The 25,714-nt window shown below is 72.3% G+C and carries 18 protein-coding genes and 1 pseudogene; 7 read left to right on the top strand and 12 right to left on the bottom strand.

Features of this window, described 5'->3' with window-relative positions:
* Nucleotides 1–196: 196 nt before the first annotated feature.
* Nucleotides 197–1,315 carry a mechanosensitive ion channel family protein gene (locus tag OGH68_RS12105; protein WP_413470970.1) on the bottom strand — a complete coding sequence of 373 codons (1,119 nt, stop codon included), beginning with the start codon at nucleotides 1,313–1,315 and terminating at the stop codon, nucleotides 197–199.
* A gap of 211 nt (nucleotides 1,316–1,526) precedes the next feature.
* On the opposite strand from OGH68_RS12105, the gene OGH68_RS12100 reads away from it, so the two are divergent.
* A complete protein-coding gene (locus OGH68_RS12100) occupies nucleotides 1,527–2,063 on the top strand; it encodes an HNH endonuclease (RefSeq protein WP_100107195.1) in 537 nt (178 codons plus the stop codon).
* 246 nt (nucleotides 2,064–2,309) lie between these two features.
* Here the strand turns inward: OGH68_RS12100 and OGH68_RS12095 are convergent, their stop codons facing one another.
* Nucleotides 2,310–5,264 carry a beta-N-acetylglucosaminidase domain-containing protein gene (locus OGH68_RS12095; protein ID WP_264243390.1) on the bottom strand — a complete coding sequence of 985 codons (2,955 nt, stop codon included), beginning with the start codon at nucleotides 5,262–5,264 and terminating at the stop codon, nucleotides 2,310–2,312.
* 242 nt (nucleotides 5,265–5,506) lie between these two features.
* Here OGH68_RS12095 and OGH68_RS12090 point away from each other — a divergent pair, with 242 nt between their 5' ends.
* The 5 genes from OGH68_RS12090 (at nucleotide 5,507) to OGH68_RS12070 (ending at nucleotide 10,412) form a co-directional block, all read left to right on the top strand.
* A complete protein-coding gene (locus OGH68_RS12090) occupies nucleotides 5,507–5,788 on the top strand; it encodes a hypothetical protein (RefSeq protein ID WP_264243389.1) in 282 nt (93 codons plus the stop codon).
* A gap of 10 nt (nucleotides 5,789–5,798) precedes the next feature.
* On the top strand, nucleotides 5,799–8,030 hold the full coding sequence (malQ, locus tag OGH68_RS12085; protein ID WP_264243388.1) for a 4-alpha-glucanotransferase: 2,232 nt from the start codon (nucleotides 5,799–5,801) through the stop codon (nucleotides 8,028–8,030).
* A 21-nt stretch (nucleotides 8,031–8,051) separates the two neighbouring features.
* Nucleotides 8,052–8,282: a hypothetical protein gene (locus tag OGH68_RS12080; RefSeq protein ID WP_264243387.1), complete on the top strand. Its 231-nt coding sequence runs from the start codon at nucleotides 8,052–8,054 to the stop codon at nucleotides 8,280–8,282.
* Between the two features lie 224 nt (nucleotides 8,283–8,506).
* On the top strand, nucleotides 8,507–9,496 hold the full coding sequence (locus tag OGH68_RS12075; RefSeq protein ID WP_264243386.1) for a DMT family transporter: 990 nt from the start codon (nucleotides 8,507–8,509) through the stop codon (nucleotides 9,494–9,496).
* Nucleotides 9,497–9,506: 10 nt separating this feature from the next.
* Nucleotides 9,507–10,412 carry a LysR family transcriptional regulator gene (locus tag OGH68_RS12070; RefSeq protein ID WP_264243385.1) on the top strand — a complete coding sequence of 302 codons (906 nt, stop codon included), beginning with the start codon at nucleotides 9,507–9,509 and terminating at the stop codon, nucleotides 10,410–10,412.
* Between the two features lie 13 nt (nucleotides 10,413–10,425).
* Here OGH68_RS12070 and OGH68_RS12065 read toward each other — a convergent pair whose 3' ends face one another.
* The 9 genes and pseudogenes from OGH68_RS12065 to OGH68_RS12025 form a co-directional block, all read right to left on the bottom strand.
* Nucleotides 10,426–11,784 carry a cytochrome P450 gene (locus OGH68_RS12065; RefSeq protein ID WP_264243384.1) on the bottom strand — a complete coding sequence of 453 codons (1,359 nt, stop codon included), beginning with the start codon at nucleotides 11,782–11,784 and terminating at the stop codon, nucleotides 10,426–10,428.
* A gap of 26 nt (nucleotides 11,785–11,810) precedes the next feature.
* Nucleotides 11,811–12,905, bottom strand: a complete 1,095-nt coding sequence (locus OGH68_RS12060; protein WP_264250035.1) for a selina-4(15),7(11)-diene synthase — start codon at nucleotides 12,903–12,905, stop codon at nucleotides 11,811–11,813.
* 352 nt (nucleotides 12,906–13,257) lie between these two features.
* Complete coding sequence (locus OGH68_RS12055; protein WP_264243383.1) at nucleotides 13,258–13,878, bottom strand: GTP-binding protein; 621 nt, start codon at nucleotides 13,876–13,878, stop codon at nucleotides 13,258–13,260.
* Nucleotides 13,859–14,218, bottom strand: a complete 360-nt coding sequence (locus tag OGH68_RS12050; protein ID WP_264243382.1) for a DUF742 domain-containing protein — start codon at nucleotides 14,216–14,218, stop codon at nucleotides 13,859–13,861. Before OGH68_RS12050 ends, OGH68_RS12055 begins: the two co-directional genes overlap by 20 nt.
* Nucleotides 14,215–14,631 carry a roadblock/LC7 domain-containing protein gene (locus OGH68_RS12045; RefSeq protein ID WP_264243381.1) on the bottom strand — a complete coding sequence of 139 codons (417 nt, stop codon included), beginning with the start codon at nucleotides 14,629–14,631 and terminating at the stop codon, nucleotides 14,215–14,217. Before OGH68_RS12045 ends, OGH68_RS12050 begins: the two co-directional genes overlap by 4 nt.
* Complete coding sequence (locus OGH68_RS12040; RefSeq protein WP_264243380.1) at nucleotides 14,628–16,160, bottom strand: sensor histidine kinase; 1,533 nt, start codon at nucleotides 16,158–16,160, stop codon at nucleotides 14,628–14,630. Before OGH68_RS12040 ends, OGH68_RS12045 begins: the two co-directional genes overlap by 4 nt.
* Before the next feature lie 750 nt (nucleotides 16,161–16,910).
* A complete protein-coding gene (gene pepN / locus OGH68_RS12035; protein ID WP_264243379.1) occupies nucleotides 16,911–19,481 on the bottom strand; it encodes an aminopeptidase N in 2,571 nt (856 codons plus the stop codon).
* Nucleotides 19,482–19,657: 176 nt separating this feature from the next.
* Nucleotides 19,658–20,686, bottom strand: coding sequence for an aspartate-semialdehyde dehydrogenase (locus OGH68_RS12030; protein ID WP_264250034.1), 1,029 nt, complete (start codon nucleotides 20,684–20,686; stop codon nucleotides 19,658–19,660).
* Nucleotides 20,687–20,860: 174 nt separating this feature from the next.
* Nucleotides 20,861–21,487, bottom strand: a pseudogene (locus OGH68_RS12025) (helix-turn-helix domain-containing protein); the annotation flags it as partial.
* A 98-nt stretch (nucleotides 21,488–21,585) separates the two neighbouring features.
* Between OGH68_RS12025 and OGH68_RS12020 the strand changes: the two are divergent.
* Entirely contained in the window at nucleotides 21,586–22,230 is a 645-nt protein-coding gene (locus OGH68_RS12020; protein WP_264243377.1) for an MBL fold metallo-hydrolase, read from the top strand.
* Here OGH68_RS12020 and OGH68_RS12015 read toward each other — a convergent pair.
* The gene (locus tag OGH68_RS12015) at nucleotides 22,220–25,549 is read right to left on the bottom strand and encodes a S8 family serine peptidase (protein ID WP_264243376.1); all 3,330 of its coding nucleotides are present in this window, start codon (nucleotides 25,547–25,549) and stop codon (nucleotides 22,220–22,222) included. The two genes, OGH68_RS12020 and OGH68_RS12015, sit on opposite strands and share 11 nt — an antisense overlap.
* Nucleotides 25,550–25,714 lie beyond the last annotated feature (165 nt).

Raw genomic sequence — 25,714 nt, 5'->3', positions numbered from 1 at the left:
CGCCCGTCAATGGCAGGAATGACAAACGCCCCCTCGGGCAACCAAAGCGTTACCCGAGGGGGCGGGGTGGGTCAGCGTCCTGATCCTGCAACCGGCAGCGACGGCAACGGCCCGCGAAGGCGCATGGGCCCGCGAAGGCGAGCGGCGGGCGAGGGCGGCCGGCCGGTGAGGCCGCCGCGCCGGCGACGGCCCGGGCTCACTTCGAGAGGTTGGCGGGCGGAGTTATCGGCGAGGCGGCGATCGACTGCGGCGACCGCTCCGACGCGAAGACGGACGGCGCCGCCATGCCGGCGGTCGGGTCCGCCGCGGACTCCTCGGCCTGCTGCGGCAGCCCGCCGACGATACGGATTCCCGCCGCGTCGAACGCGCGCTTGATCCGCCAGCGGACCTCCCGCTCCACGCCGAGCGCCTTGCCCGGCATCGTCTTCGCGGAGACACGGAACGTCATGGACTCGAGCAGCACCTCGGTCAGGCCCAGCGTCTCCAGGGGGCCCCACATCTGCTCGTTCCACGGCTCGTCCTTCGCCAGGCCGTCCGCGACGTCGGCGATGACCGACTTGACGTGGTCGAGGTCCTCCGTGGGGCGGACCGTGATGTCGACGGCCGCCGTCGCCCAGCCCTGGCTCAGGTTGCCGATCCGCTTGATCTCACCGTTGCGCACGTACCAGATCTCGCCGTTGTCGCCCCGCAGCTTCGTGACCCGCAGACCCACCTCGATCACCTCTCCCGAGGCGACACCGGCGTCGATCGAGTCCCCGACCCCGTACTGGTCCTCCATGATCATGAAGACGCCGGAGAGGAAGTCGGTGACCAGGTTGCGCGCGCCGAAACCGATCGCGACACCCGCCACACCCGCGGAGGCGAGCAGCGGCGCCAGATCGATCTGGAAGGCGCCGAGAATCATCAGAGCCGCGGTGCCGAGGATCAGGAACGAAGCGGTCGAACGGAGCACGGACCCGATGGCCTCGGAACGCTGACGCCGCCGCTCCGCGTTGACCAGCAGGCCCCCCAGCCCGGTGCCCTGTGCGGTCTGCGCGGAGCGGTTCATCCGCGCTATCAGCTTCGTCAGCGCCCGGCGCACCAGCATCCGCAGCACCAGGGCCACGACGAGGATCAGCGCGATGCGCAGTCCGGTGTTCAGCCACGTGGACCAGTTCTCCTCCACCCAGCCGGCCGCGCTCTCCGCGCGCTTCGCCGCCTCGTCCAGCGTGACGGGGCTCGGCGAGGGGTCGGTCTCCAGCAGAGCGGACGACCAGGAGGACCAGAAGGCGGACACGGGAGGAACCTCCAGCTTGCGGTGACAGACCAATAACATTAACCGGGCATCCGGGCTCCTCCGGCGTCTTCCGGACCGGAGAGACGCGGCTCACCACCGCCTGTCGAGGCGACGCGCCGCCCCTGTGGCGGAAAACACCTCGAGCCCGTTACGCATACGTGGTGGCGCAGAAAGCGGCGATGAGTAGAAACTGATGGCAGATCGTCCCGGCGCGAGCCACGCGCCGCCGGCGTACAAGGAGGCATCCACCGTGCCGCACGTCCTGGTCCTCAACGCGTCGTACGAGCCCCTCGGCGTCGTACCGCTCCGCCGCGCGCTCGTCCTCGTCCTGGAGAACAAGGCTCTCTGCCTCGAGGAGTCCGGCGCCTTCATGCATAGCGCGACCCGCGTCATCGCTGCGCCCAGCGTCGTGCGACTCAAACGTTTCGTGCGGGTCCCCTACCGGGGGCCCGTTCCTCTTACCCGCAAAGCGCTCTTCGCCCGCGACGGCGGGCGTTGCATGTACTGCGGTGGCATCGCAACCAGCGTCGACCACGTCGTACCGCGCAGCCGCGGAGGGCAGCACGCCTGGGACAACGTGGTGGCCGCGTGCCGCCGCTGCAACCATGTCAAGGCCGACCGTCACCTGCGGGAACTCGGCTGGCGGCTGCGCCACCAGCCGGCTCCGCCGAGCGGACTCGCGTGGCGCATCATCGGGACGGGGCACCGGGACCCGCGGTGGCTGCCGTATCTGCAGCCGTACGGGGCGGACGACGCGATCACCCGCATCGACGGCATCTCCGCGTGACGGTGGTGGGGGCGCGTGGCGACTGCGGCGGGCGTGTTCCCCATCCCGCCCCTTCCCGGACCGGGGGCTCCTCCCCCTAGGTCTGGCGGCCTGGGGGGAGCCCCACCGGACCCCCGCGCCTCAGTCGCCGGGCGGGCCTGATGTCGCGCAGCGAAAATCAGCCCGCCCGGCGTACGAAGGCCGTACCGGGCCCGGGCGCAGCCCGTTTCGGGAAGGGGCGGGCAGGGGAAGCGCGCCGCGCAGCGGTCAGGCCGGCGGTGTCACCGCGTACGCCTCCACCGAGAACAGCGAGTACCCGAACTCCGTCGCCCGCTCGTCCCCCTGCACCCGGATGAACCGCGTGTCCTTCGCGTCCATGCCGACCGACTCGCGCCCGCCCCTGCCGTCCGTGATCGTCGCCGCGGTGCGCCAGACCTTGCCGTCGGCCGAGACCTGTATGCGGTACCGCGTCGCGTACGCCTCCTGCCAGTGCAGTGTGACCTGACCCACCCGGGCCGGGCGGGGAAGTTCCACCTGCCACCAGGCGCTCGGGCCGGCCGGTGACGACCAGCGGCTCCCGGCGTCGCCGTCGATCGCGTCGGCGGCGGGGAAGTCGGGCGTCTCGTCACCGGACGAGGACGCCTTCGCGCCCGCCTGGCGCGCCAGGTCGTCGCCCGAGGTCGGCGGGAAGGCGCGCACGGTCAGCGTGCGCTCCTGTCCGGCGAAGGAGACCGGCACCCGGTACTCGCCCGCGGGCGTGTCCTTGGGCACGGTGACCTCGACGGGCACCGTGGTGCGCTGCCCCCGCGGCACCGTGGTCCGCCCGGGAACCGTCACCTTGATGCCCGCCGGCGCCTCCGCGGTGAGCTCGCCGCGCACCTCGGCCGGGCGCTGCGCCGTCAGCCGGACCTCCGCGCGCTGCGGCTTGCCGCCGATCTCGGCGCTGGTCGTGTCGCGGACCAGGTCGAGTCCGGCCGCCGGTTCGTCGGCGAACCAGGGCACCAGGGAGCGCACGGCCGGCTGCTCGCCGCCGCCCGCCGCGACGCGTACGGCGTCCACCCGCAGCCCCTTGGCGTCGGCCTGCGTCCAGCCGCCCGCCGACAGTGGACCGAGCGAACGCCATCCCTCGCCGGGGACGTGCACCTCCAGCCGGCCGGCCGACTCGGCGGACCGGGACGAGCCGCTGACGGGCGCGGTCATCGCGGTGACGGCGGTGAGCGGCCGGGGCCGTTCCAGGCGCACGACGTGCTCGCCGGGCTTGCCGGCCGCTGCCTGGCCGGCGCCCGTCCAGGCCTGCGACTCCTTCACCGCCCGGTCCAGGAAGGGCGCCAGCACGCCCTTGCCGACCGTGGCCCGGCCGGCCGCCGCTTCCGCGCGCAGCGGCTCCAGAGCCAGCGAGGCGCGCCAGGCGGCCTCGCCGTCGCCCCGGCTCTGCGCCTGGAGCATGTCGACCGCCAGTTCACCGGACCGCCCGTAGCGGGCCAACTGGTTGAGCCACGGCCGTACTTCCGCCGCCAGCCGGCCGTCCGCCGTGTCCGCCAGCCGGTCCGGCGCCTGACGCATCACGGTGAAGGCCGCACGCAGGGCGGCCGCGGCACGGTCCCTCGCCCCGGGGTCGGCCGCGGCGCGGGACCGCCAGAACTCGTCCAGCAGCGGCCGCAGGTACGCCGACTCGTCGTCAGGGTTCAGAATCGACGACGCGTCGTTGCCCGCGAGGGCGTGCAGCGCCTCCCGGGCCTTCGCGTCGCCGGCGGACAGGTCGTCCAGCGCGGCCTGCCAGGACTGGTCCGGCCGGTAACCCTTCGGGTTCCAGGCGTAGTCGGCGGCAGTGAACAGCGGGATACGGGAGGCCGCGGCCTGTTCCATCGCGTTGGCGAGCAGCCCGGCGGAACCGGTGGCCACTGCGGGCTCGCGGCCGGTGTAGGGGCCGAGGAATACCCGGTCCTGCGCGTAGTCGTTGACCGGGTAGTTGTCCATGGTGACCAGCGGGTGCCCGAAAACGTCCCGCGCGCCCGCCAGTTCACGGCCGGTGATGGTGCGCGGCACGACACCGACCCCGGTCCACGCCACGCTGACGGCGCCGTCCAACTGCCCGGCGAGTGCGCGCCGGTAGTCGGTGGCGCCCTCCTGGTAGAACTCCGTCGGCATCACGGACAGCGGCTCCGCCTCCGGGTGGCGCTCCGCCAGGTGCCGTGCCACCTGTCCCGCGACCCGCGCGTGCGCCCTGGCCGCCGCCTGCGGGCCGGAGCCGAAGGTCTCCGCGTCCTTGGAGCAGTGCCACTCGCTGTAGCTGACGTCCTGGAACTGCAGCTGGAAGGCGCGGACGCCGAGCGCCCACATGGCGTCGATCTTGCGGTTGAGCGCCTTCACGTCGGCCTCGTCGGCCAGGCACATCGACTGCGCGGGCGCGACGGCCCAGGCGAGGGTGACATGGTTACGACGCGCCCGGTCGGCCAGTTCACGGAAGTGCGCCCGCTGGGCCGCCGGGTACGGGTCGCGCCAGCGGACCTGCCGGAACGGGTCGTCGCCGGGGGCGTAGAGGTAGCGGTTCTGCTTGGTGCGCCCCATGAAGTCGAGCTGCGCCAGCCGCTGCTCATGGTCCCAGGGCTGCCCGTAGAAACCCTCCGTGGTGCCGCGCACGGCGGTTCCCGGCCAGTCGCGCACCACCACTCCCGCGACGGTTCCGCCGTCGATGAGCTGGCGCAGGGTCTGCACGCCGTGGAAGAGACCGTCGTCCCCGACGCCGTCGAGGGCGACGGTGTCACGGCCCGCGACGCGGCCGACGGCGAGGCGGTAGCCGCCGGAGGGGAGGTCGGCGCGCTCGGGCGCGCGCAGGGCACGCAGCGCCGACGCGGCTTCGACGCCGCCGAGATGCACCACGGGGCCGCGTCCCGGCAGCGCGGTGTGCACGGTCCGCACGCCTGCGGCGAGCAGCAGTTCCTTCACCAGCGCGACCGCGTGCGGGTCGGCGGAGGGACCGGCGGCGACGGTCACCTCGTCGCCGAGCCGTACCGCCTCTCCCTGGGCGCGCAGCGACTGCGGGCGCGGCCACACGGTCGGGGGTGCGGCGGTGTCCTGGGGGTCCTGCGCGGTGCCGGCGGGGGAACCGGGCTCCTGCGGCTGGAGGGTCGCGCCGTGTGCCGCTCCCGCCCCGCCGAGCAGCCCGCCGATGACCGCGACAGCGACGGCTGCCGCTGTACGTCTCCTGGCCCCGAGCCGCACGGCTTTCTCCCTTCGCTCGTCCCCGCCGTTCCGGTCGGTTTCGAGCCCACCACCACCACCGTCGGAGTGTCAATGTGCGTGGCCGTTGTGCGTCTTTTGCCTGTTGTGGTGAATGATCGGAGACAACTGCCGGACGAGGAGCGGATTGTGACACGGAACACGTCGACCGATTGTGTACGTCTGCGGTTCCGCCCGCTGGGTAGGGCTGCTGTGACCCCTCATGACCGCTTGGAGTGATCACCGTGGCCGCATCCGCGCACCTGCTGCTCTCCGCCCTGTCCAAACAGGTTCCGGGACAGGTTCCTGGCCCGTCGAAACCGGCACCGAGCGCCTGCCCGCTCGCCCACGAGGTGCCGCTCACCAGCGAGCCCCCGCTCGCCTATGACGTCCCTCTCACGAGCGAGCCGCCGCTCGCTCACGCCGCCCCCCTCACCAGCGAGCCCCCGCTCGCCGACATCGCGCCCCTCACGAGCGAGCCGACCGCCCACGGCACGGCAGGCGGTGCGGAGTCGCCAGGGGCCTGAAGGAGTCCGCATGGGCCTTGCCCGGCTTGCCGAGCTGCACGGAGTCGCCACCGCGTTCTCGCCCGCCAGGGGCGTCACCGTCGCAGTTCCGGATGCCACCGTCGTGGCTGTCCTCGCCGCGCTCGGCATCGACGCGTCCACACCCGAGGCGGTGCGCGCCGCGCTGGAGCGCGCCGAGCGGGCCGCCGCGGAGCGGCTGCTGCCGCCGACGGTGGTCGTGTGGCGGGGCGCCGACGGCGGACGGCCAGGGATCCCACCGGCACTGACCGGCCTCCCGGCCGGCACGCAGCTCCGTCTGGCCCTGGAGTCGGGCCAGGAGCTCGACTGGACCGCCCCCCCGGCTTCCATGACCTCCGTGACCCCCACGGCCGCCGAGGTCTCCGCGCCCCCGGCCCCACCGGGCGCCGCCCGGACGGCCGCCGCACCCGCGCGAGGGGCCGGCTCCGCCGGGCCCGCCGACGGCCCGGACCCCGCGAGGTGGCCGCAACTGCCCCTCGGCGTACACCGGTTGCACGCCCGGGCTCCCGACGGGCGCGAAGACCGCGCCACCCTCGTCGTCGCCCCGGACCACGCGCCGGGACCGGGCGCGCGCTCCCACGGCTTCCTGGTGCAGCTCTACTCGCTCCTCTCCGCCCGTTCCTGGGGCATGGGCGATCTCGGTGATCTCGCCGAGCTGGCCGCCTGGTCGGGGCGCTCCCTCGGTGCGTCGTTCGTCCAGGTGAATCCGTTGCACGCGGGCGTGCCGGGCGCCCCCACCGACCCGTCCCCCTACCGCCCCTCCTCCCGGCGCTTCCCCGACCCCGTCCATCTGCGCATCGAGGACGTGCCCGAGTACGCGTACGCCGACCCGGCGGCCCGGCGGCGCCTGGAGGCACTGCGCGACAAGGCGGCCGAGCTGCGCGAGTCGGTGCTCGCCAAGGGCGCGTTGATCGACCGGGACGCCGTCTGGGAGCTCAAGCGCGAGGCGCTGGAGATCCTGCACCGCGTCCCCCTCGGCCCCGGGCGCCATGCCGCCTACTGCGCCTTCCTCGCCGAACAGGGCCAGGCACTGGAGGACCACGCCACCTGGTGCGCGCTCGCCGAGGTGCACGGCTCCGAGTGGCACGCGTGGCCGGCTGCGCTGCGCGACCCCCGTTCACCGCTCACCGCGGCGGCCAGGACGGAGCTGACCGACCGGATCGACTTCCACAGCCGGCTGGTCTGGCTGACGGACGAGCAGCTGGCCGCCGCCGGCCGTGCGGCGCGGCAGGCCGGCATGGAGGTCGGGATCGTGCACGACCTCGCCGTCGGAGTACACCCCGGCGGTGCCGACGCCTGGGCGCAGCAGGACGCGTTCGCCGCGGGGATGTCGGTCGGCGCCCCGCCCGACGCGTTCAACGCGCACGGCCAGGACTGGGGGCTGCCGCCCTGGCGGCCGGATGCGTTGGCCGTGTCGGGCTACGCCCCGTACCGGGGCCTGCTGCGCGGCATCCTGCGCAACGCCGGCGCACTGCGCATCGACCATGTGATGGGCCTGTTCCGGCTCTGGTGGGTGCCGGCCGGCAGCCCGCCCACCGAGGGCGCCTACGTCCGGTACGACGCCGAGGCGATGCTCGCGGTCCTCGTCCTCGAAGCGCACCGCGCGGGCGCCGTCGTTGTCGGGGAGGACCTCGGCACCGTCGAGCCCGGCGTGCGGGAGGCGCTTTCCCGGCGGGGCGTGCTCGGCACGTCCGTGCTCTGGTTCGAACGGGACTGGGACGGCGACGGGCGCCCGCTGGCGCCCGCCGAGTGGCGAGAAGGCTGCGTCGCCACCGCCACCACCCACGATCTGCCGTCCACGGCGGCCCGGCTGACCGGCGGCCATGTGGAGCTGCGTCACCGGCTAGGTCTGCTGGCCCGCCCGCTGGAGGAGGAGCGCACCGAGGACACGGCCGACGTCGCCGAGTGGCTCGGCCTGCTCGGCGCTCTCGGTCTGCTGCCGGAGGGCGCGGACGACGAGGAGGGCGGAATCCGGGCCGTCTACCGGTATCTGCTGCGCACACCGGCCCGGATGGTCGGCATCTGGCTGCCCGACGCCGTGGGCGACCGCCGCCCGCAGAACCTGCCGGGCACCTGGGACCAGTACCCGAACTGGCGGCTTCCCGTCTCCGACGCGGAGGGGCGTCCGACGAGCCTGGAGGAGCTGGCCGCCTCGCCCCGGCTGCACCGTCTGCTGGACGTCTTCCCGGCCCGTACGGCACCCCCGGGCGCGCGGCCGTCATAGCGGTTCGCTACGTTGTTCAGCGTGGACAAGAAGAACGCCTTGCGCGCCGGCGCTGTCGCGGCCGGTACGACGCTGATGATGCTGCTCATGTCGTCCCCGGCGCTTGCGCTCACCCCGGACGACGGCGACGACCCGGGTCCCGGCCTGAGCGTGGCCGAGACCCTCGGCCTGTACGTGGCGGCGCCGATCGTCCTCTTCGTGGTGATCGCCGGCCTGGTGATGGTGCTCGACAAGTCCAGGAAGCAGAGCTGACACAGGGCTGATCCCGCCCTGAGGGCGCCCGGGGTGCACGACGCACCCGGGGCGCCTTTGTCATGCCCGGTCCTCCGGGAATCAGCCCGTTCCGTGTCGCCTCCCAACCATTCAGTTCTCCTTCAAAGATCTGTCGAAAACATTCGATGGACCTGATGAGCCCTGTCGTGTGACGGTTTGATCCGACCACCGGCGAGGCCCACTGAGGGCGGAGGAGACACAGAATGGCCCTGGCGGCGAAGGCGCACGGCGCGGACCGGGCCGAAGAACGGGGGCAGCGGCGGGGGAGGGCCTGGGCACGCGGGGCGGTGGGCCCCGGGCTGCTGCTCGCCGCCGTCGCGACCGTCGTCTGGTCGGGGAGCTTCGTCACCTCCCGCGCGCTGCACGACTCCGTACCGCCCGTGCAGGCGGCGTTCTGGCGCTGGATCGTCGCGATCGCCGCCGTCGCCCCCTTCGCCCTGCGGCAGGCCTGGCGGCAGCGGGCACTGATCCGCCGCCACCTCGGGTTCCTGGCCGCCGCGTCCCTCCTCGGCGTCACCGTCTACAACACCCTCGTCAACCAGGCCGGTCTCACCACCTCCGCCGGCAACATGGGCATGATCATGGCTGCCTCACCCGTCGTGATGGCACTGTACGCGCGGCTGGGCGGCACCCGGCTGGGGATGCGCCGCACCTTCGGCACCGCCGTCGCCTGCTGCGGTGTCCTGCTTCTCGTCGGCGACGGGTCCCCGACGTTCGACTTCGGCCCCGGCGACCTGTGGATGTTCGCCGCGGCCTTCAGCTTCGCCTCGTACAGCGCGCTGCTGCGCCGCCGTCCCGCCGGTCTCGAGGGGCCGGTCCTGCTGCTCACCACGTTCCTGCTCGGGGCGCTGATGCTGCTGCCCGCGCATCTGGTCAGCGTGGCGGTGCAGGGCGGTTTCCGGCCGACGGCCGGCACCGTGGGACCGCTGGTGTACGTCGGCGTGTTCTCCTCGGCGCTCGCGTTCTTCGCCTGGAACAGGGCGATCGCCCTGATCGGCGCGGCGAGGGCCGGGATCGTGTACTACCTGCAGCCCGTGTGCGTCGCGCTGCTCTCCTACGCGCTGCTGGGCGAGACGATGGGCGTGGCCCAGGTCGTGTGCATGACGCTGATCCTGGGCGGGGTGGCTCTGGCATCCGTCCCGCGGACCGGCCGTGACGGGCCCTCGGCGTCGACCGGGAGGTCCGCCGGATAGCGTGCGGCCCATGACCGACTGGGACATCAAGAAGCTCCGGGTCCTCCGTGCTCTCGCCGAGCACGGGACCGTGACGGCCGCGGGCGAGGCGCTGCTGATGACCCCGTCGGCCGTCTCCCAGCAGCTGTCGAATCTTGCCGGGCAGCTCGGCGTGCCGCTGCTGGAGGCCCATGGCCGGCGGGTGCGGCTCACGGACGCGGCCCATCTGGTGCTGCGGCACGCGGAGGCCGTGTTCGCCCAACTGGAGCGCGCGGAGGCGGAGCTGACGCAGTACGTACGGGGAGAGGTGGGCCTCGTGCGGGTCGGGGCGTTCTCGACGGCCGTCCCCGCGCTCGTCGTACCGGCCCTGCGGCGCCTGCGGTCCGGCCACCCGGGCCTCGAGGTCCGCGTCCGGGAGGCGGAGGCGGCACAGGCGTACGAACTGCTGTCGTCGGGGCAGGTGCACCTGGCCCTGTCCCTCGCGGCGCACGCCCCGACGGCCTGCGACCCGCGGTTCGCCCTGGTGCCGCTGCTGGCCGACCCGTTGGACGTGGCGCTGCCGGCCGGCCACCGGCTGGCCGGGTCCCAGGACCTGCGGCTGGCGGAGCTGTCCGGCGAGCCGTGGATCTTCGGCGGCAGCGGGCCGTGGTCCGAGATCACCCTCGCGGCCTGCGAGGCGGCCGGCTTCGTACCCGAGCAGGCGCACTCCGCCGCGGGCTGGACGGCGATCCTGGCGATGGTGGAGGCCGGGATGGGAGTGGCACTGGTGCCCCGCATGGCGGCCGAGCGGCGGTCCGGGGTGGTGATGCGGGCCCTGGGGGCCGACCGGCCCCGCCGCCATGTGGTGGCGGCGGTCCGGCGCGGCTCGGAGTCGGCGCCCGGAGTCTCCCGGGTGCTGGCCGCCTTGCGGGAGGCGGCGGCGGAACGGGAGGGGTGAGAAGGCTGCCCGGTCAGGGCTCCCGGGGGAGGACCGTCATGGGCATCCGGTCCGGATGGGCCACCGCGGAGGCGACCTCCTTCGGCGTGTGGCCGGGGACGGGACGGAGCTGCCAGCGGGCCAGGACCGTCGCGAGGGCGATGGTCGCCTCCGTCCACACGAAGGCGTCGCCGATGCACTTCCGGTTGCCCGCCCCGAAGGGGATGTACGCCTGGCGCGTGATGTCGCCACGGCGTTCCGGCAGCCAGCGGCCGGGATCGAAACGGTCGGGGTCGGCGTACAGTGCCGGGTCCCGGTGCATCGCGTAGAGGCTGAAGCCGACCTCCGTGCCCACGGGCAGCAGGTGGCCGCCCAGTTCGACGGGCGCCGTGGTGCGGCGCATCAGCATGGTGACACCGTGCAGGCGGATCACCTCGTCGAGGACGCGGCGCACCGCCTCCAGCTTCGGCACGTCCTCGACGGTGACCGGACGGTCGCCGACGACGTCCTTGATCTCGGCCACCAGCTCGGCCTCGGCGTGCGGGTGCTCGGCGAGTTGGTGGAAGGTCCAGGAGAGCGTGGATGCCGTGGTCTCCGCACCGGCGAAGAGTATGGTGCTCAGCTCGTCCCGCACCTCCCGGTCGGAGAGGGACTCGCCCGTCTCCGAGTCCCTGGCGTCGAGCAGGACGGAGAGCAGGTCGTTGTGCTCACCCGTACCCGCGCTGCGGGTGGTCGCGACGACCTCGTCGATCACCGAGCGCAGCCTGGCGGCCGCGGCGTCGAACTCGCGATTGGGGCGGATCGGGAAGCGGTCCAGGAACCTCGGGGACGCCGCCCGTACCAGCAGGTTCTGCAGGACGACGGGCAGGTTCTCACGGATCGCGACCACCGCGGGCTGCCCGATGTCCGTGGAGAACAGCGTCGTCGCCAGCGTCTCGATGGCGAACTGCGCCATCGCGTGTTCCATCTCGATCTCCTGGCCCGCCGTCCAGGAGTCCGCGAGAGCACGCGCGTTGGAACTCATCGCCTCCGCGTACACGCTGATCCGCCGAGGATGGAACATCGGCTGGATGAGCCGGCGGTGCCTGCGGTGCAGCTCGCCGTTGGCGGTGGCGAGGCCGTCACCCGCGAGCGGACGCAGCCGGTCGAAGAAGCGGCCCTTCTCGAAGCTGCGGGCCTGGCGGACGGTGACCTCGTGGATCAGTTCCGCCGAGGTGGCGACGTACATCGGCATCGTGCCCAGGTTCACCCGGACCAGGTCGCCGCTCTCCCGCAGGGACTTGAGGAAGCCGAGCGGGTCACGCCACAGCTTCAGGGCGTGGCCGAGGAGCGGTACCGCACCGGGGGCGACGGGCACCGACTGCGGCGCGGCTGGCTGCGTACCGACTGACACCGGACCATCCTTTGCTCGGGGCAGGTCTACGCGGTCTGCTCGACCCGACGGCGGGTGGTGGTTTGCCCGGCGGGAGCCGGAACGAGCTCCCACCACCAGGCCACGGCCGGGATGTCGAGCGGTTCGTGCCGGTCGTCCGTGGGGGTGTCGCAGAAGACCGGGGGCAGGTTCGCGGGGTCGTCCGGCGTGGTGTAGCGGACGGAGCTGATGCCCCAGTCCTGCGCGCCGCGGATGAAGCTCGAGAGACTGTTCAGGTACTGCCGGAGCTGCGGACTGCCCTCGGCGGACAACTGCTCGGTCAGGCGTGTGTAGAGGCACATCACCCGGTCGCGCTGGGCTATCGCCACGTCCAGCGCCTCCTGGGGCGACAACCCGCCCTGCTCCAGCACCCGCAGGGCGTTGAGGTAGTAGCCCGGGGACCTGCGCTCCTTGTGGTGGGAGAAGATGTCGTTGTCCCAGGTGATGATGAACGACGCCATCTCGGCGGCGGCGCGCACCGCCGTACGGTCGCGCTCATGGGGCTGCAGTTCGTAGCCGTACCCCATCTCCAGCATCGGCAGGACCACGGATGTGGCGCCGTCGTAGAGGCGCATCAGGGTGTAGTCGTTGAGGTCGGGGACCGTGCCCGCACGCCGGTGCGCGGCCTCCCACACGACGGAGAAGAAGTACTCGCGCAGGGCGTCGACCCAGCGGGCCCGTTGCCCGGCGGTGCCGTAGCGGTCGATCCTCAGCCGCAGGTCACGCAGACCGGCGGCCAGTGGGTCGTCCTGCATCATCGGTGCCTCGGGGTTCTGCGCGACGCGGATCAGGCGGTGCAGCAGTCCTGCCAGATCACCCGGTCTGTGTCCGAGCTCTCCCTCCTCGCAGTGCCCGTCGTCGACGCCGAAGAGCCACAGGACGAAGTCCGCGAGCAGCGAGACCACTTCCGCCCGCCCTTCGGGCAGGATCCGTGCGGAGAAGGTGCCGATCTCCTGGGTGACGAGTTTGCCGCGCAGTTCGTCCGAACCGATACGAAACGTTTCGGCCCAGGCCGCCGTCTGGACATCGATGTCGGCGTGGTGAGGATGGATCGCCGGCGGGATCGGAGAGAAGATCGGCGGAACGGACAGCTCGGGCTCCACTGAGGCCTGCCTCTCGATGTCGGTGCCGTGTGACAACACCTGTGTCACACGCGCCACTTGCACCCCGGATTGATCAACTATCGCGCATCGTACTCAGCCGCGATGGCTGATCCAATAGGATGATCTCCCTGCAAATCAGCCACATCGGGGCCTGTGCGGTCGGTTCAGCACCGGAACAGTGACTTCCACCACGGCGCACGCCCCGTGGCCCCCCGGACGCGCCTCGGCCCCGCAATGCCGACGCGGCGCGTCCGGCGACGCCGTGCCGTGCCGTGCCGGGCCGGCCCGTCACGGGCCCGGGGCCGAGCCCGGGTCCGCGGAGCCGGCCGGGCCGGGGATGGTCAGGGGGCGGTCATGACGCCTCCTGCGTCGTGGCGAGGGTCTGGAGATAGCGCATCAGCGTCATCAGGACGTCCCGGCTGGAGGCACGCTGCCGCGCGTCGCACAGCACGAGCGGCACCGACGCCGGCAGATCCAGCGCCCCGCGCAGCTCCTCCAGGGAGTGCTGGGGCGCGTCGGGGAAGGTGTTGACGGCGACCACGAACGGTACGCCGCGCTCCTCGAGCCGCCCGATCACGTCGAAGCTGACCTCGAGCCGGCGGGTGTCGACGAGCACCACGGCCCCCAGCGCGCCCTCGAACAGGCCGCGCCACAGGAACCAGAAACGCTCCTGCCCCGGGGTGCCGAACAGGTACAGCACCAGCTCCTCGTTGATGCTGATGCGGCCGAAGTCCATCGCGACGGTCGTGGAGGTCTTGCGCTCCACGCCCTGGGTGTCGTCGACGCCGACCCCGGCCTGGGTCATCGTCTCCTCGGTGGTCAGCGGCCTGATCTCGCTCACCGAGCCGACCAGTGTCGTCTTGCCGACGCCGAAACCACCCACGACGACCACCTTGACGGCGGCCGTGGCGGTTCCGGGCAGCACGTCCTCGCTCCGCGGCCCGACGGGCCGCTCAGAGCTTTTGAAGTCCATCGATCACTGCCTCAATCAAAGCGCGGTCGGGGAGACGGGCGGCCTGGACCGGTGCGCGTGCCAGCACCTTGTCCTCGGCCAGAAGGTCGCTGAGCAGCACGGTCACGACGCTCACCGGGAGGCCCAGATAGGCGGAGATCTCGGCCACCGACAGCGGGGCCCGGCAGATACGGATGATCGCCGCGTGCTCCGGCTGCATGCCGGGCGCGGGACCCGACCTGGCCACGATCAGCGTGACCAGGTCGAGCGTGGCGGGCGCGGACGAGCCGCTGCGGCCGCCAGTGATGACGTAGAGCCGCTCGGGACTGCTCTCCTCCCAGTCCCCGCCCGCGTCGTTCACGCGGTCTGCCCCTCGTGCCGCGGCGGCGTGCTCAGGTGCTCGCCGATCCGCAGCACGAGGTCGCGCATCCGCTGGCCCATCAGCCCGGCGTCGACTCCCTCGTCGGCCAGCACGGCCAGGTACGCGCCCTCGCCCGCCGCCATCAGATAGAAGAATCCGCCGTCCATCTCGATCACGACCAGGCGCATCCGGCCGTCGCCGTGCGGGAGTTCGGAGGCCACCGCGGCCGCCAGGCTCTGCAGCCCCGCGCAGGCGGCGGCCAGCCGGTCGGCGGTGTCGGTGTCCGCGCCGTACTGGGCCATGCGCAGACCGTCGGCGGACAGGACGACGACGTTACGGGTCTGCGGAACGCCCTCCGCCAGGTCCTTGAGCATCCAGTCCATGTTGGTCTGGTTGGACTGCCGCTGAATCATGGCTGCTTGTTCCCCTTGCTTGGCTGGGTGGTGTCACCGGACAGGCCGCTCTGGAACGCGGCCAGCCACATCCCGGGCTGCACCGCAGGTGCGGACGCCGTCCCGGCGGCGGTCGCGGAGTCCGTCGCGGAGGCCGCCTCGCCGGTGCCGGACACGGCCTGCGTGGTCAAAGTGGCGGGCGCGGCCGGCGCGGCGGGCGCGGTCACGCGGGACTTGCGGCGCCGCTGCGGCAGGCCGGTCGGGGTCCGCTCGGTCACCACCGGCACGTCGTCGGCCGGGGCGGGCGCCGGGGCCGCCGTGGCAGCCGCCGGGACCGAGGCCGTCGGACCGGTGACCGGCCTCGGCAGCCGCTCGTGGGTGTCCGAACCGGCCGCGCGGGGACCGGAAGCGGTACCGATGCCGTGCGCGAGACCGGTCGCGGAGGACGCCGTGGTGATCAGGTCCTGCGGTACGACGAGCACCGCCCGCACACCGCCGTACGCCGACGAGCGCAGCGAGACCTGGAAGCCGTACGCCTGCGACAGCCGGCCGACCACCGCGAGGCCCAGCCGGGGGGTCTCGCCCAGGTCGTTGACATCGATGCCCTGCTGCGCCTGGCGGAGCATGCGCTCGGCCCGCAGACGAGCCTCCTCGCTCATGCTGACGCCGCCGTCCTCGATCTCGATCGCGATCCCCGACTGCACGTCGACCGCGGTCAGATGGACCTTGGTCTGCGGCGGGGAATAGCGGGTGGCGTTGTCGAGCAGTTCGGACAGCGCGTGGATCAGCGGCTCGACGGCCGTGCCGACGACGGCGACCTCGGAGACCGAGTGCAGCTCCACCCGCTGGTAGTCCAGGATCCGGGACATGGCGCCGCGCATCACGCTGTACAGCGGTACCGCCCGGCTCCACTGGCGTCCCGGGCGGGCGCCGCCGAGCACGGCGATCGAGTCCGCGAGACGGCCGATCAGCGCGGTGCCGTGGTCGATCCGCAGCAGATCGCCGAAGACGCTGGGGGTCTGGCCGTGCCGGTCCTCCATCTCGCGCAGCTCCTGCGCCTGCTGGTGGACGATGGCCTGCACGCGGCGGGCGATGTTCACGAACGCCCGCTGGGCGGACTCGCGCAGATCCTCCTCCGCGCTGACCGCCTCGACGACCGAGCGGAGCACCGCCTGGTGCTCGGCCGGGGCGTCGATCGAAGCGAGGACGTCCTCCGGGAACTCGCCCTTGCGGAGCTGCTCCACCACCTGCGGCAGCAGCTCGCCGGCGAGACGGGTGGTCTCGGCCGCCTGCCGAGCGAGGGCCGCGTCCTGTTCCGCGACGGTGCGGCGCAGCCGGGTCACCACTCTGCCGCGCCGCATGACCTCGGCGCAGGCGGCGGCGACCGCGACGACCGCGACCACACCGATCACGGCCACGGGGGTGCGGGCCGAGGCGGGGGCCAGGACCACTGCCGCGACCGAGGCCGCGAAAGTCGCGGCCACCGGCAGCTGCCAGATGCGGCCGGCCGGGGGCCGCGGACTTCCGGTCGACGTTTCCTGTCGAACCATCGGCATCCTCAGAATCGAACGGGGAAGATCATAAGACGACGGGCGGGAGCATATCCCGGCGCTGCCAACGAGTTTGACGGAGGGTCATGAAGATGCCGTGATGTATGCGGCGCACTTGGCAAACCGGCGCGCCGCGTTCACCGGAAGAACGTTGACGTACCGCTCGATGCCGCCTTCCGGGGCTCCGGTGCCATTTCCCCCACTCCGCCCCTTCCCGAACCCTGACGGGACCTTGCGCCCGCGGGCGCCTTCGGCCACGGCCACCGGCGCGGAACCGTGGCCGGTGTACGGGGTTTCAGCGGGGCGTTGCCCCGCGCCCGCGACCGGCCCGTGCGCTGTGCCCGGCGCATGCCGGCAGGCCGGCTGTGGGGTGTGCCCATGGCCGGACGACCAGGGGCTCGCCCCCGTGGGTGGCGCGCGTGCGCCTGCGCTACGGGTCCGCCGACGCCTGGCAACGGACGGGACGCACAGCGGCTGGCCCGTACCGCGCGACCCGCGGCGGGTTGCCCGGGCGTGGCCCGCACAGACCGGTCGGGCTGCAGAACGGCGGCAGACGGTGCCGGGCCACCCCGCCCGAGGGCGGGTGGCCCGGGACGCGGGGTTCAGCTGCCGGGGGGCCGCCTCGGCCAAGCCCCGGGGCGAGGCGGCCGGGACGAGGCGGCTCCGGGGGCCGGTCCCCGGCGAGGCAGCCCGGGCCCGGCCCGCCCGGGCAACCCGAATGGGTCGGCCCCGGGTGGACCCGGGCCCCCGTCAGCCCGCGGCAGCGTCCGCCGCTTGGGCCTTCAGGGCGCGCTCGACGCCCGCGCGGGACTCGGAGACGAGGCGGCGCAGGGCCGCGTTCGGGTCCGCGGAGGCGAGCCATGCGTCCGTCGCGTCCAGCGTCTCCTGGGAGACGAGCAGCGCCGGGTACAGGCCGATCGCCACCTGCTGTGCCATCTCGTGGCTGCGCGACTCCCAGACGCCCTTCACGGCGGCGAAGTACTTCTCCGCGTACGGCGCGAGCAGCTCGCGCTGGTCGGTCTGGACGAAGCCCGCGATCACCGATTCCTGCACGGCGTTCGGGAGCTTGTCGCTCTCGACGACGGAGGCCCACGCGTCGGCCTTCGCCTCCGCCGTCGGGCGCGCGGCGCGCGCGGTCGCCGCGTGGCGCTCGCCGGCCGCCGTCCTGTCGCGCTCGTACTCGCCCGCGATGTCGTCCTCGTCGAGGACGCCCGTCGCGGCGAGCCGCTCGACGAACGCCCAGCGCAGCTCGGTGTCGACGGCCAGGCCCTCGATCGCCTGGGTACCGTCCAGCAGCGCCTGCAGCAGGTCGAGCTGCTGCGGGGTGCGCGCGGTCGCGGCGAACGCGCGCGCCCAGGCCAGCTGGTGGTCGCTGCCCGGCTCGGCCGCCCGCAGGTGCGCCAGCGTCGCGTCCGTCCACTGGGTGAGGCCCGCCTCGCGCCAGGCCGGCGCCGCGTACAGGTCGAGGGCGAGCTTGACCTGGCGGTGCAGCGACTGGACCACACCGATGTCGGACTCCTTGCCGATCCCGGACAGGACCAGCGCCAGGTAGTCGCGGGTGGCGAGCTCGCCGTCGCGGGTCATGTCCCAGGCGGAGGCCCAGCACAGCGCGCGCGGCAGGGACTCGGTGAAGTCGCCCAGGTGCTGGGTGACGTTCCGCAGCGAGACCTCGTCGAGGCGGACCTTCGCGTACGACAGGTCGTCGTCGTTGAGCAGGACGACCGCCGGCCGCGCCGTGCCCACCAGCTGCGGGACGTCCGTCAGCTCTCCCTCGACGTCCAGCTCGACCCGCTCGCGGCGCACCAGCTTGCCGGACTCGTCCAGGTCGTACAGGCCGATCGCGATCCGGTGCGGGCGGAGCACCGGCTCGCCCTTGGCGCCCGCGGGAAGCGCCGGCGCCTCCTGCCGCACCGCGAAGGCGGTGACGGCACCGGAGTCGTCCGTGGTGATCTCGGGCCGGAGGATGTTGATGCCGGCAGTTTCCAGCCACGCCTTGGACCAGGTCTTCAGATCCCGTCCGCTCGTCTCCTCCAGTGCGCCGAGGAGGTCGGACAGCCGGGTGTTCCCGAAGGCGTGCGCCTTGAAGTACGCCTGCACACCGCGGAAGAACTCGTCCATGCCGACATAGGCGACGAGCTGCTTGAGGACCGACGCGCCCTTGGCGTACGTGATGCCGTCGAAGTTCACGAGAACATCGTCGAGGTCACGGATCTCGGCCATGATCGGGTGCGTCGACGGCAGCTGGTCCTGCCGGTACGCCCAGGTCTTCATCGAGTTGGCGAACGTGGTCCACGAGTGCGGCCACTTCGAGCCCGGCGCGTACGCTTGGCAGGCGATCGACGTGTAGGTGGCGAACGACTCGTTCAGCCACAGGTCGTTCCACCACTCCATGGTGACGAGGTCGCCGAACCACATGTGCGCGAGCTCGTGCAGGATCGTCTCGGCCCGCACCTCGTAGGCCGCGTCCGTCACCTTCGAACGGAAGACGTACTGGTCGCGAATGGTGACGGCGCCGGCGTTCTCCATCGCGCCCGCGTTGAACTCCGGCACGAAGAGCTGGTCGTACTTGGCGAACGGGTACGCGTAGTCGAACTTCTCCTGGAACCAGTCGAAGCCCTGCCGGGTGACGTCGAAGATCGCGTCCGCGTCCAGGAACTCCGCCAGCGACGGGCGGCAGTAGATGCCGAGCGGGACGGTCTGCCCGTCCTTCTCGTACGAGCTGTGGACGCTGTGGTACGGACCCACGATCAGTGCCGTGACGTACGTGGACATCCGGGGCGTCGGCTCGAAGCGCCAGACGTTGTCCTCCGGCTCCGGCGTCGGGGAGTTGGAGACGACCGTCCAGCCCTCCGGGGCCTTCACGGTGAAGGTGAACGCCGCCTTCAGGTCGGGCTGCTCGAAGCTGGCGAAGACCCGCCGCGCGTCCGGCACCTCGAACTGCGTGTACAGATAGGCCTGCTCGTCCACCGGGTCCACGAAGCGGTGCAGGCCCTCACCGGTGTTGGTGTACGAGCAGTCGGCGACGACCTTCAGCTCGTTGCCCCCCTCGCGCAGATGCTTGAGCGCGATCCGCGAGTCCCTGAAGACCGCGGCGACGTCCAGCGGCTTGCCGTTCAGCACGACCTCGTGCACGGCCGGTGCGACGAGGTCGATGAACGTCTCCGCGTTCGCCTCGGCGGACGCGAAACGCACGGTGGTCTCGGACCGGTAGGTCCCGCCCTCCTGCGCCCCGGAGAGATCGAGATCGATCTCGTACGAGTCAACGGTGAGCAGGCGCGCACGCTGCTGCGCCTCTTCACGGGTCAGGTTTGTGCCAGGCACCCGGTCATCTCCTCGGTATGTGATGTTTGCGGGACATCCTTCCACGCGGGATGTGCCGCCCGCCCGGGAGAATCGTGCGTCCCGGCCCCGCCCACGGGCATCGCCGGGACACGCCGAAGGCGGGTGCCGCACCGGCACCCGCCCCCAGGGATCCCGCTCAGCCGCGGGGATCGCGCTCAGCCGCGCAGCTCCTCCGCGACGAGCTCCGCGATCTGCACCGCGTTCAGCGCCGCGCCCTTGCGCAGGTTGTCGTTGGAGACGAACAGCGCCAGGCCGTTGTCCACGGTCTCGTCCACGCGGATGCGGCCCACGTACGAGGCGTCCTTGCCGGCCGCCTGCAGCGGGGTCGGGATCTCGGAGAGCTCCACGCCCGGGGCGTCCTTCAGCAGCTCGTAGGCGCGCTCCACCGCGAGCGGGTTCGCGAAGCGGGCGTTGACCTGGAGCGAGTGGCCGGAGAAGACCGGGACGCGGACACAGGTGCCGGAGACCTTGAGCTCGGGGATCTCGAGGATCTTGCGGGACTCGTTGCGGAGCTTCTGCTCCTCGTCGGTCTCGTGGGAGCCGTCGTCGACGAGGTTGCCCGCGAGCGGGAGCACGTTGAACGCGATGGTGCGCTGGTAGACACCGGGCTCGGGGAAGGCCACGGCCTCACCGTCGTGGGTGAGCTCCTTGGCACGCTCCGCCACCGCCTTGACCTGGCCGTCCAGCTCGGCGACGCCCGCGAGGCCCGAGCCGGAGACGGCCTGGTACGTGGTGGCGACCAGCGAGAGGAGACCCGCCTCCTGGTGCAGCGGCTTCAGGACCGGCATGGCGGCCATCGTGGTGCAGTTCGGGTTGGCGATGATCCCCTTGGGGCGGTCCTTGACCGCGTGCGGGTTGACCTCGGAGACCACGAGCGGCACCTCGGGGTCACGGCGCCAGGCGGACGAGTTGTCGATCACGACGACGCCCTGCGAGGCGACCTTCTCGGCGAGCGCCCGGGAGGTCGCGCCGCCGGCGGAGAAGAGCGCGATGTCCAGGCCGGTGTAGTCGGCGGTGGAGGCGTCCTCGACCGTGATCTCCCGGCCCTCCCACTCGATGGTGGAACCCGCGGACCGGGCCGAGGCGAACAGCCGCAGCTCGTCCACCGGGAACTTCCGCTCGGCAAGGATCTTGCGCATGACCGTGCCGACCTGCCCGGTGGCTCCGACGATTCCGACCTTCACGGGGACTCCTCCGTACGTACTTGCGGCCCTGGTGCCGCTCCATGATGCGTATGTCCCCACTCGGCTTGTCCAATCGGTTGTCCGAGGGGCGGGACGTGTGAGACGCGCCATGCGACCCGGCCGGTTGCGGTCCTGCCCGGACCCGGGCGGCCCCAGCAGGTCCCGCAGCCGTCCCGGTGACAGCCCGGTGTGGGCGCGCAGCACATGGGTCATGTGTGCCTGGTCGAAGAAACCGAGGTCCGAGGCGAGTGCGGCGAGATCGCGCTCACCCGCCTCGAGCCGGTCCAGGGCGCGTGCGGTCCGCAGCCGGCCCCGGTAGCCGCTGAGCGTCCCGCCGGTGACCGCCCGGAAGACCCGGCTGACATGGTACGGCGAGCAGTGCAGCAGCCGGGCCAGCTCGGCGAGGCCGAGCCCGAGACCCCCGTCCGCCGCCAGGGCCTCCCGGGCGTCGTTGGCCAGCCGGATCCGGGCGCTCCCGCCCCGCCGGGCCCCGGTCGCGGCCGCGCTCGCGGCACGGGCCGGGGCGAGCCCCGCCAGCACATCGCCGGTGAACGTGACGGCGCGCTCCGCGAGCCGGAACGCGTCGGGCCGGTGCCGTGCGTCCGCGAGGAGTATCCGGTGGGCGAGCGCCGGCCGCGGGCCGACCGGGACGAAGCCCTCCGGTACGGCCGGGTCGCCCCCCAGCAGCGCCGCGGTCAGCGGTTCCGAGACGACGATCTCGGTGTGGACGTCGGCGCCCAGCGGATGGGAGAACCGCTGCTCGATACCGGGCCGCTCCACGAACACCGTCGTCGGGTCCATGAGCTGCCCGACGCCGTTCACCCGGGCCCGTACGAGCCCTCTGCGGACCATGACCAGCCCGAACACCTCGGCGGGACGCCGCGGCCGACTGGGCTCCCGTGCCCGGGCACCTTCCGGAACTGCCGGCGCGGGCGGGGATCGGCGCCGGTGACGTGGACACCGTGGTCCTGACACATCTGCACGAGGACCACAACGGCTGGAGGGTCACCGCGGACGGAGCGCCGGTGTTCCCCGACGCGGACCATCTGGTGCAGCGCCGGGAGACGGACGCCCTGGGCGAGGAGGACACGGCGACGACCCATGTGGTCCGGCCGCTGCGTGAGGCGGGGCTGCTGCGGCAGATCGACGGGCGGCGGCGGATCCCATACGGGCGGGCGGGGAGCCTGACACTCGTGCCGACCCCCGGCCACACCCCGGGCCACCAGTCCGTGCTGGCAGAATCCGGCACCCGGGACGTCGTGATCACCGGTGACGTCCTGGTCCACGCCGTACAGCTGGCCGATCCCGCGGTCGCCTACCACTACGAGGCCGACCCCGCGACGGCCGCCCGCAGCCGCCGCCGGCTGCTGGAGGAGGCGGGGGAGCGGGGTGCCCTGCTGGCGACGGCCCACCTGCGACGGGCGTTCGTGGACGCGCGGGAGGGCCTTCCGGCGCCCGTCGGCGCCGGAAGGCGCATGAGAAGGGGCGGGGACCCGTCACCGGATCCCCGCCCCGCTCGGTACCGCCCTGCTGCTACTCGATGACCTTGCCGATCACCACGCTGCCCGCGCCCGCGACCGTGCCGCGGCTGTTCAGCAGCTGCACCTCACCGAAGAACTGACGTCCCTCGGGAGCCGCGCCGCTCACCACGACCTCGGCGCCGACCAGCGCCGACGCGCCGTTGGCGAGCTTGACCGCCTTGCCGTCGTCGACGTTCACCGTGCCGAGCGACGAGGAGAAGAACACGTCGCGGTAGTCGTACTCGGTGGTCCCGGCCGGGACCGAGTAGCCGTCGACCACGATCGTGTAGGTGCCGGCGGCCGGCTTGATCAGGCTCACCGCCTCCTCGGAGTCGCCGTCCGCGGCCTGGCCCACGACCGCGCCGTCCTTGAGGACCACCAGGTCCAGGTCGGCGCCGTTGTCGGAGGTCGAGCCGATCGCCACGTCGAGGCGCTCCACGCCCTCGCCGATGGTGACCGTGGACCGCTGCGACTCACCGTCCGCGATCGTCGGACGGGCGACCTTCGCCGAGCCCAGCGAACCGCCGGCCAGCTTGCCGTCGATGGCGCCGAAGCCGTTGGTGACGTTCCACTCGACGGCCGCCGGCGTGCCGATCTTCGCCTCGGGGAGCGTCTTGACGGCCGGATCGAAGTCGGCGCCCAGTACCGTCACGTCCAGCTGGTACGGGTTGTCCAGCAGCGGGGACGTACGGCGCGACTCGACCTCGATCTCCCAGACGCCCGGTGCCGGCTCCTCGTAGGAGCGGAGGTCCGGGCGGCAGGTGTTCGCCGGGTTGTCGTAGTTCGGGTAGCAGTTGATCGTCGACGTCGGGTCGACCGGCAGACCGTACGGGTGGATGCCGATGAACCGGGTCTGGCTGCCCTCGTCGAGTCCGCCGAGCGCGACCTCGAGGTTCTTGGCGCCCTCGGGGACGGTGACGAAGTACGAGGTGTGGCTGTTGCGCTGCACCGAGCCCGACTTCGAGACGGTGTACCCGGGTTTCGCGAGCTCGTCGGCGGCGACCACGGTGGCCAGGATCTGCTTGTCCGTGCCGACGGTGCGGCGGTCGTCCGCCTCGAGGATCGCGCTGTGCACGCCGGCCGTCTTCGGCCGGGCCTGGACGGTGACGGTGACCGGCTGGTTCAGCGGGAGCCGGACCTTGGAGCCGCCGAGCAGACGGAAGGTGCCGTCGTTGTTCTTCCAGCGCAGCTTGTGCTCAACCGCCCTCTTCGGGCCGGTCGTGCGGGTGACGGTGATGTCGTACGTCCGGCTCTTGCCGGCCTTCAGCCCGCCCTCACGGTCGTAGAGGCCGGTGCCGAAGCCCGGGGTCTTCAGCGCGAAGTCGATCGCGGTGTCGACCGGTGCCTTGACCGTGTACTCGTGGGCGGCGACGCCGCGCCGGATCTGCTTCCAGGCGTCCACCACGTTGATCAGGCCCGCGCCCTGCTCGTGCGCCAGCACACCGCTGATGCGGTCGGCGGTGCTCGTGAGGGCGGTGCGCAGCTGCGCCGGGGTCAGCTCGATGTCGCGCTGCTTCGCCGCGGAGAGCAGCAGCGCGGCCGCGCCGGCGGCCTGCGGCGAGGACATCGAGGTGCCCTGCAGCATCGAGTAGCCGGGCGGCAGCTGGTAACCGGCCTCCTTGACCGGGCCGCCGGCCGCCCACGTCTGGGTGGTGTTGATCGACGCACCGGGCGCGGTGAGCGTCGGCGTGAAGCCGCCGTCCTCACGCGGGCCGCGCGAGGAGAAGGGCAGCATCGCGTACGTCTTCTCGACGCCGGAGCCGTAGTTGGCGGCCCAGGTCTCCTTGGAGATGGACGCGCCGACGGAGATCACCTTGTCGGCGACGGCCGGGTCACCGAGGGTGTTGGTGCCCGGACCAGAGTTGCCGGCGGAGATCACCAGCTGGACGCCGTAGGTGTCGATGAGCCGGTTGTAGAGCTCGGCGCGCGCGTTGTTGCCGTCGTTCAGCGCGGGCAGACCGCCGATGGACATGTTGACGATGTCCACGCCGCGGTTGATGACCAGGTCGGCCATGCCCTCGGTGAGCGCGATGTTGGTGCAGCCGCCGCTCCATGTGCAGGCGCGGGAGGACACTATCTTCGCGCCGGGCGCGGCACCGTTCATCCGGCCGCCGAAGAGGCTGTTGGCGGCGGTGATACCGGCGACGTGGGTGCCGTGCGAGCCCTCGATGACGCCGATGTTGACGTAGTCGGCCGTGGCGCCCGCGCTGTTGTAGACGACGTCAGTACGGACCTCGATGACGAACGGGATGCGCTCGGCGATCGCGGTCTTCGGGTCGTCCTGGCCGAAGTAACCCACCTGGAAGCCGTTCTTGTACGGCTTCATCAGGGTGTCATTGGTGAAGTCGGCGTCGTTGTCCAGGTCGACGCGCGCCGTACGGGTGCCCTCGTCGTAGAGGACCGCCCAGACGTCGGTGGTGTCGCCGTCCCGGTTCAGGTCGCCGGCCATGTCGCCGCCCTTGGTGGCGGCCTCGGCGAACAGGTTGAAGCGGTGGGCGCCGGCGGGGGCGGTGTAGGTGCGGCCGTTCACGGCGAACGTCGGGCCGGAGACGGCCGTGTTCATCCGCAGCCAGGTTCGGTCGCCGTCGGAGACCGGGTCCGTCGCCGTGACCCAGTCGACGATCTTGCGCTCGCCGGTGGTGGTCTTCTGCAGCGCCGGGTGGCCGAGGTCGACACCCGAGTCCAGGATGCCGATGGTCACGCCGCGGCCGTCGGCCTTCGGGTGCTTCTTGACGAAGTCCACCGCACCGGTCTCGAAAGACGGGTTGTACGGGTTCTTGGCCGGCGTCCCCTCCCCGGGCGCCGGGTACTGCTCGACCTGCGCCTCGGCGGTTCCGGCGGACGTGACGGTGTCCGCGGCCGGGGTCGGGTCGTCCAGCTCGATCTCGTGCTTGAGGTCGATGCCGTGCACGCTGGACAGCTTGGCGGCCGACTTGAGGGCCTCCTTCGCCTTGTCCGTCGGCAGCGTGACACTGACGTAGCCGAGCTCGTCGAAGGTCCGTCCCACGACGGCGCCCTTCACGTCGTCGAGCTGGCCGGTGACCTGCTCGGTCCTGCCGGGCTCGGTGGCCACCATGACGGTGACGTTCTTCTCGCCCTTGGCCTCGGCCTCTGCGAGGAGTTCCTCGTCGGCCGTACCGATCTTGTCCGAGGAGGACTTGGCGGCCTTGACCTGCTTGGTGCCGACCGGGTCGTCGGCGGGCGCGGAGGCGACGGCCGGTGCGACGCCGGCGGCGACGAGCGCGGCCACCATCGAGGCCGCGGCCGCGACGCGTGCCACGCGTCTGTGACCGGGCGCGGAACGCCCTGTCGTGGAGCTCTCGGGTTCGGGGGTCATCAGCATCCCTGTTCGTGAAAGAGAGGGTCCGGAATACGGTGCCGGATGACCGCTCAGCCTTTCGCAAATGACAGGGGTTTGTGGAGGGTTGATCGAGGCAGATATGCGCATGGCGTACATCCGCCATCGCGAAGTCTGCGCCATGAGGAACGAATCGGTGCGTACCGCCCT

This window comes from Streptomyces peucetius (assembly GCF_025854275.1).
GTDB lineage: Bacteria > Actinomycetota > Actinomycetes > Streptomycetales > Streptomycetaceae > Streptomyces > Streptomyces peucetius_A.
The sequence above is the reverse complement of the archived record's forward strand: the minus strand, read 5'-3'. Positions and strand labels throughout refer to the sequence as shown.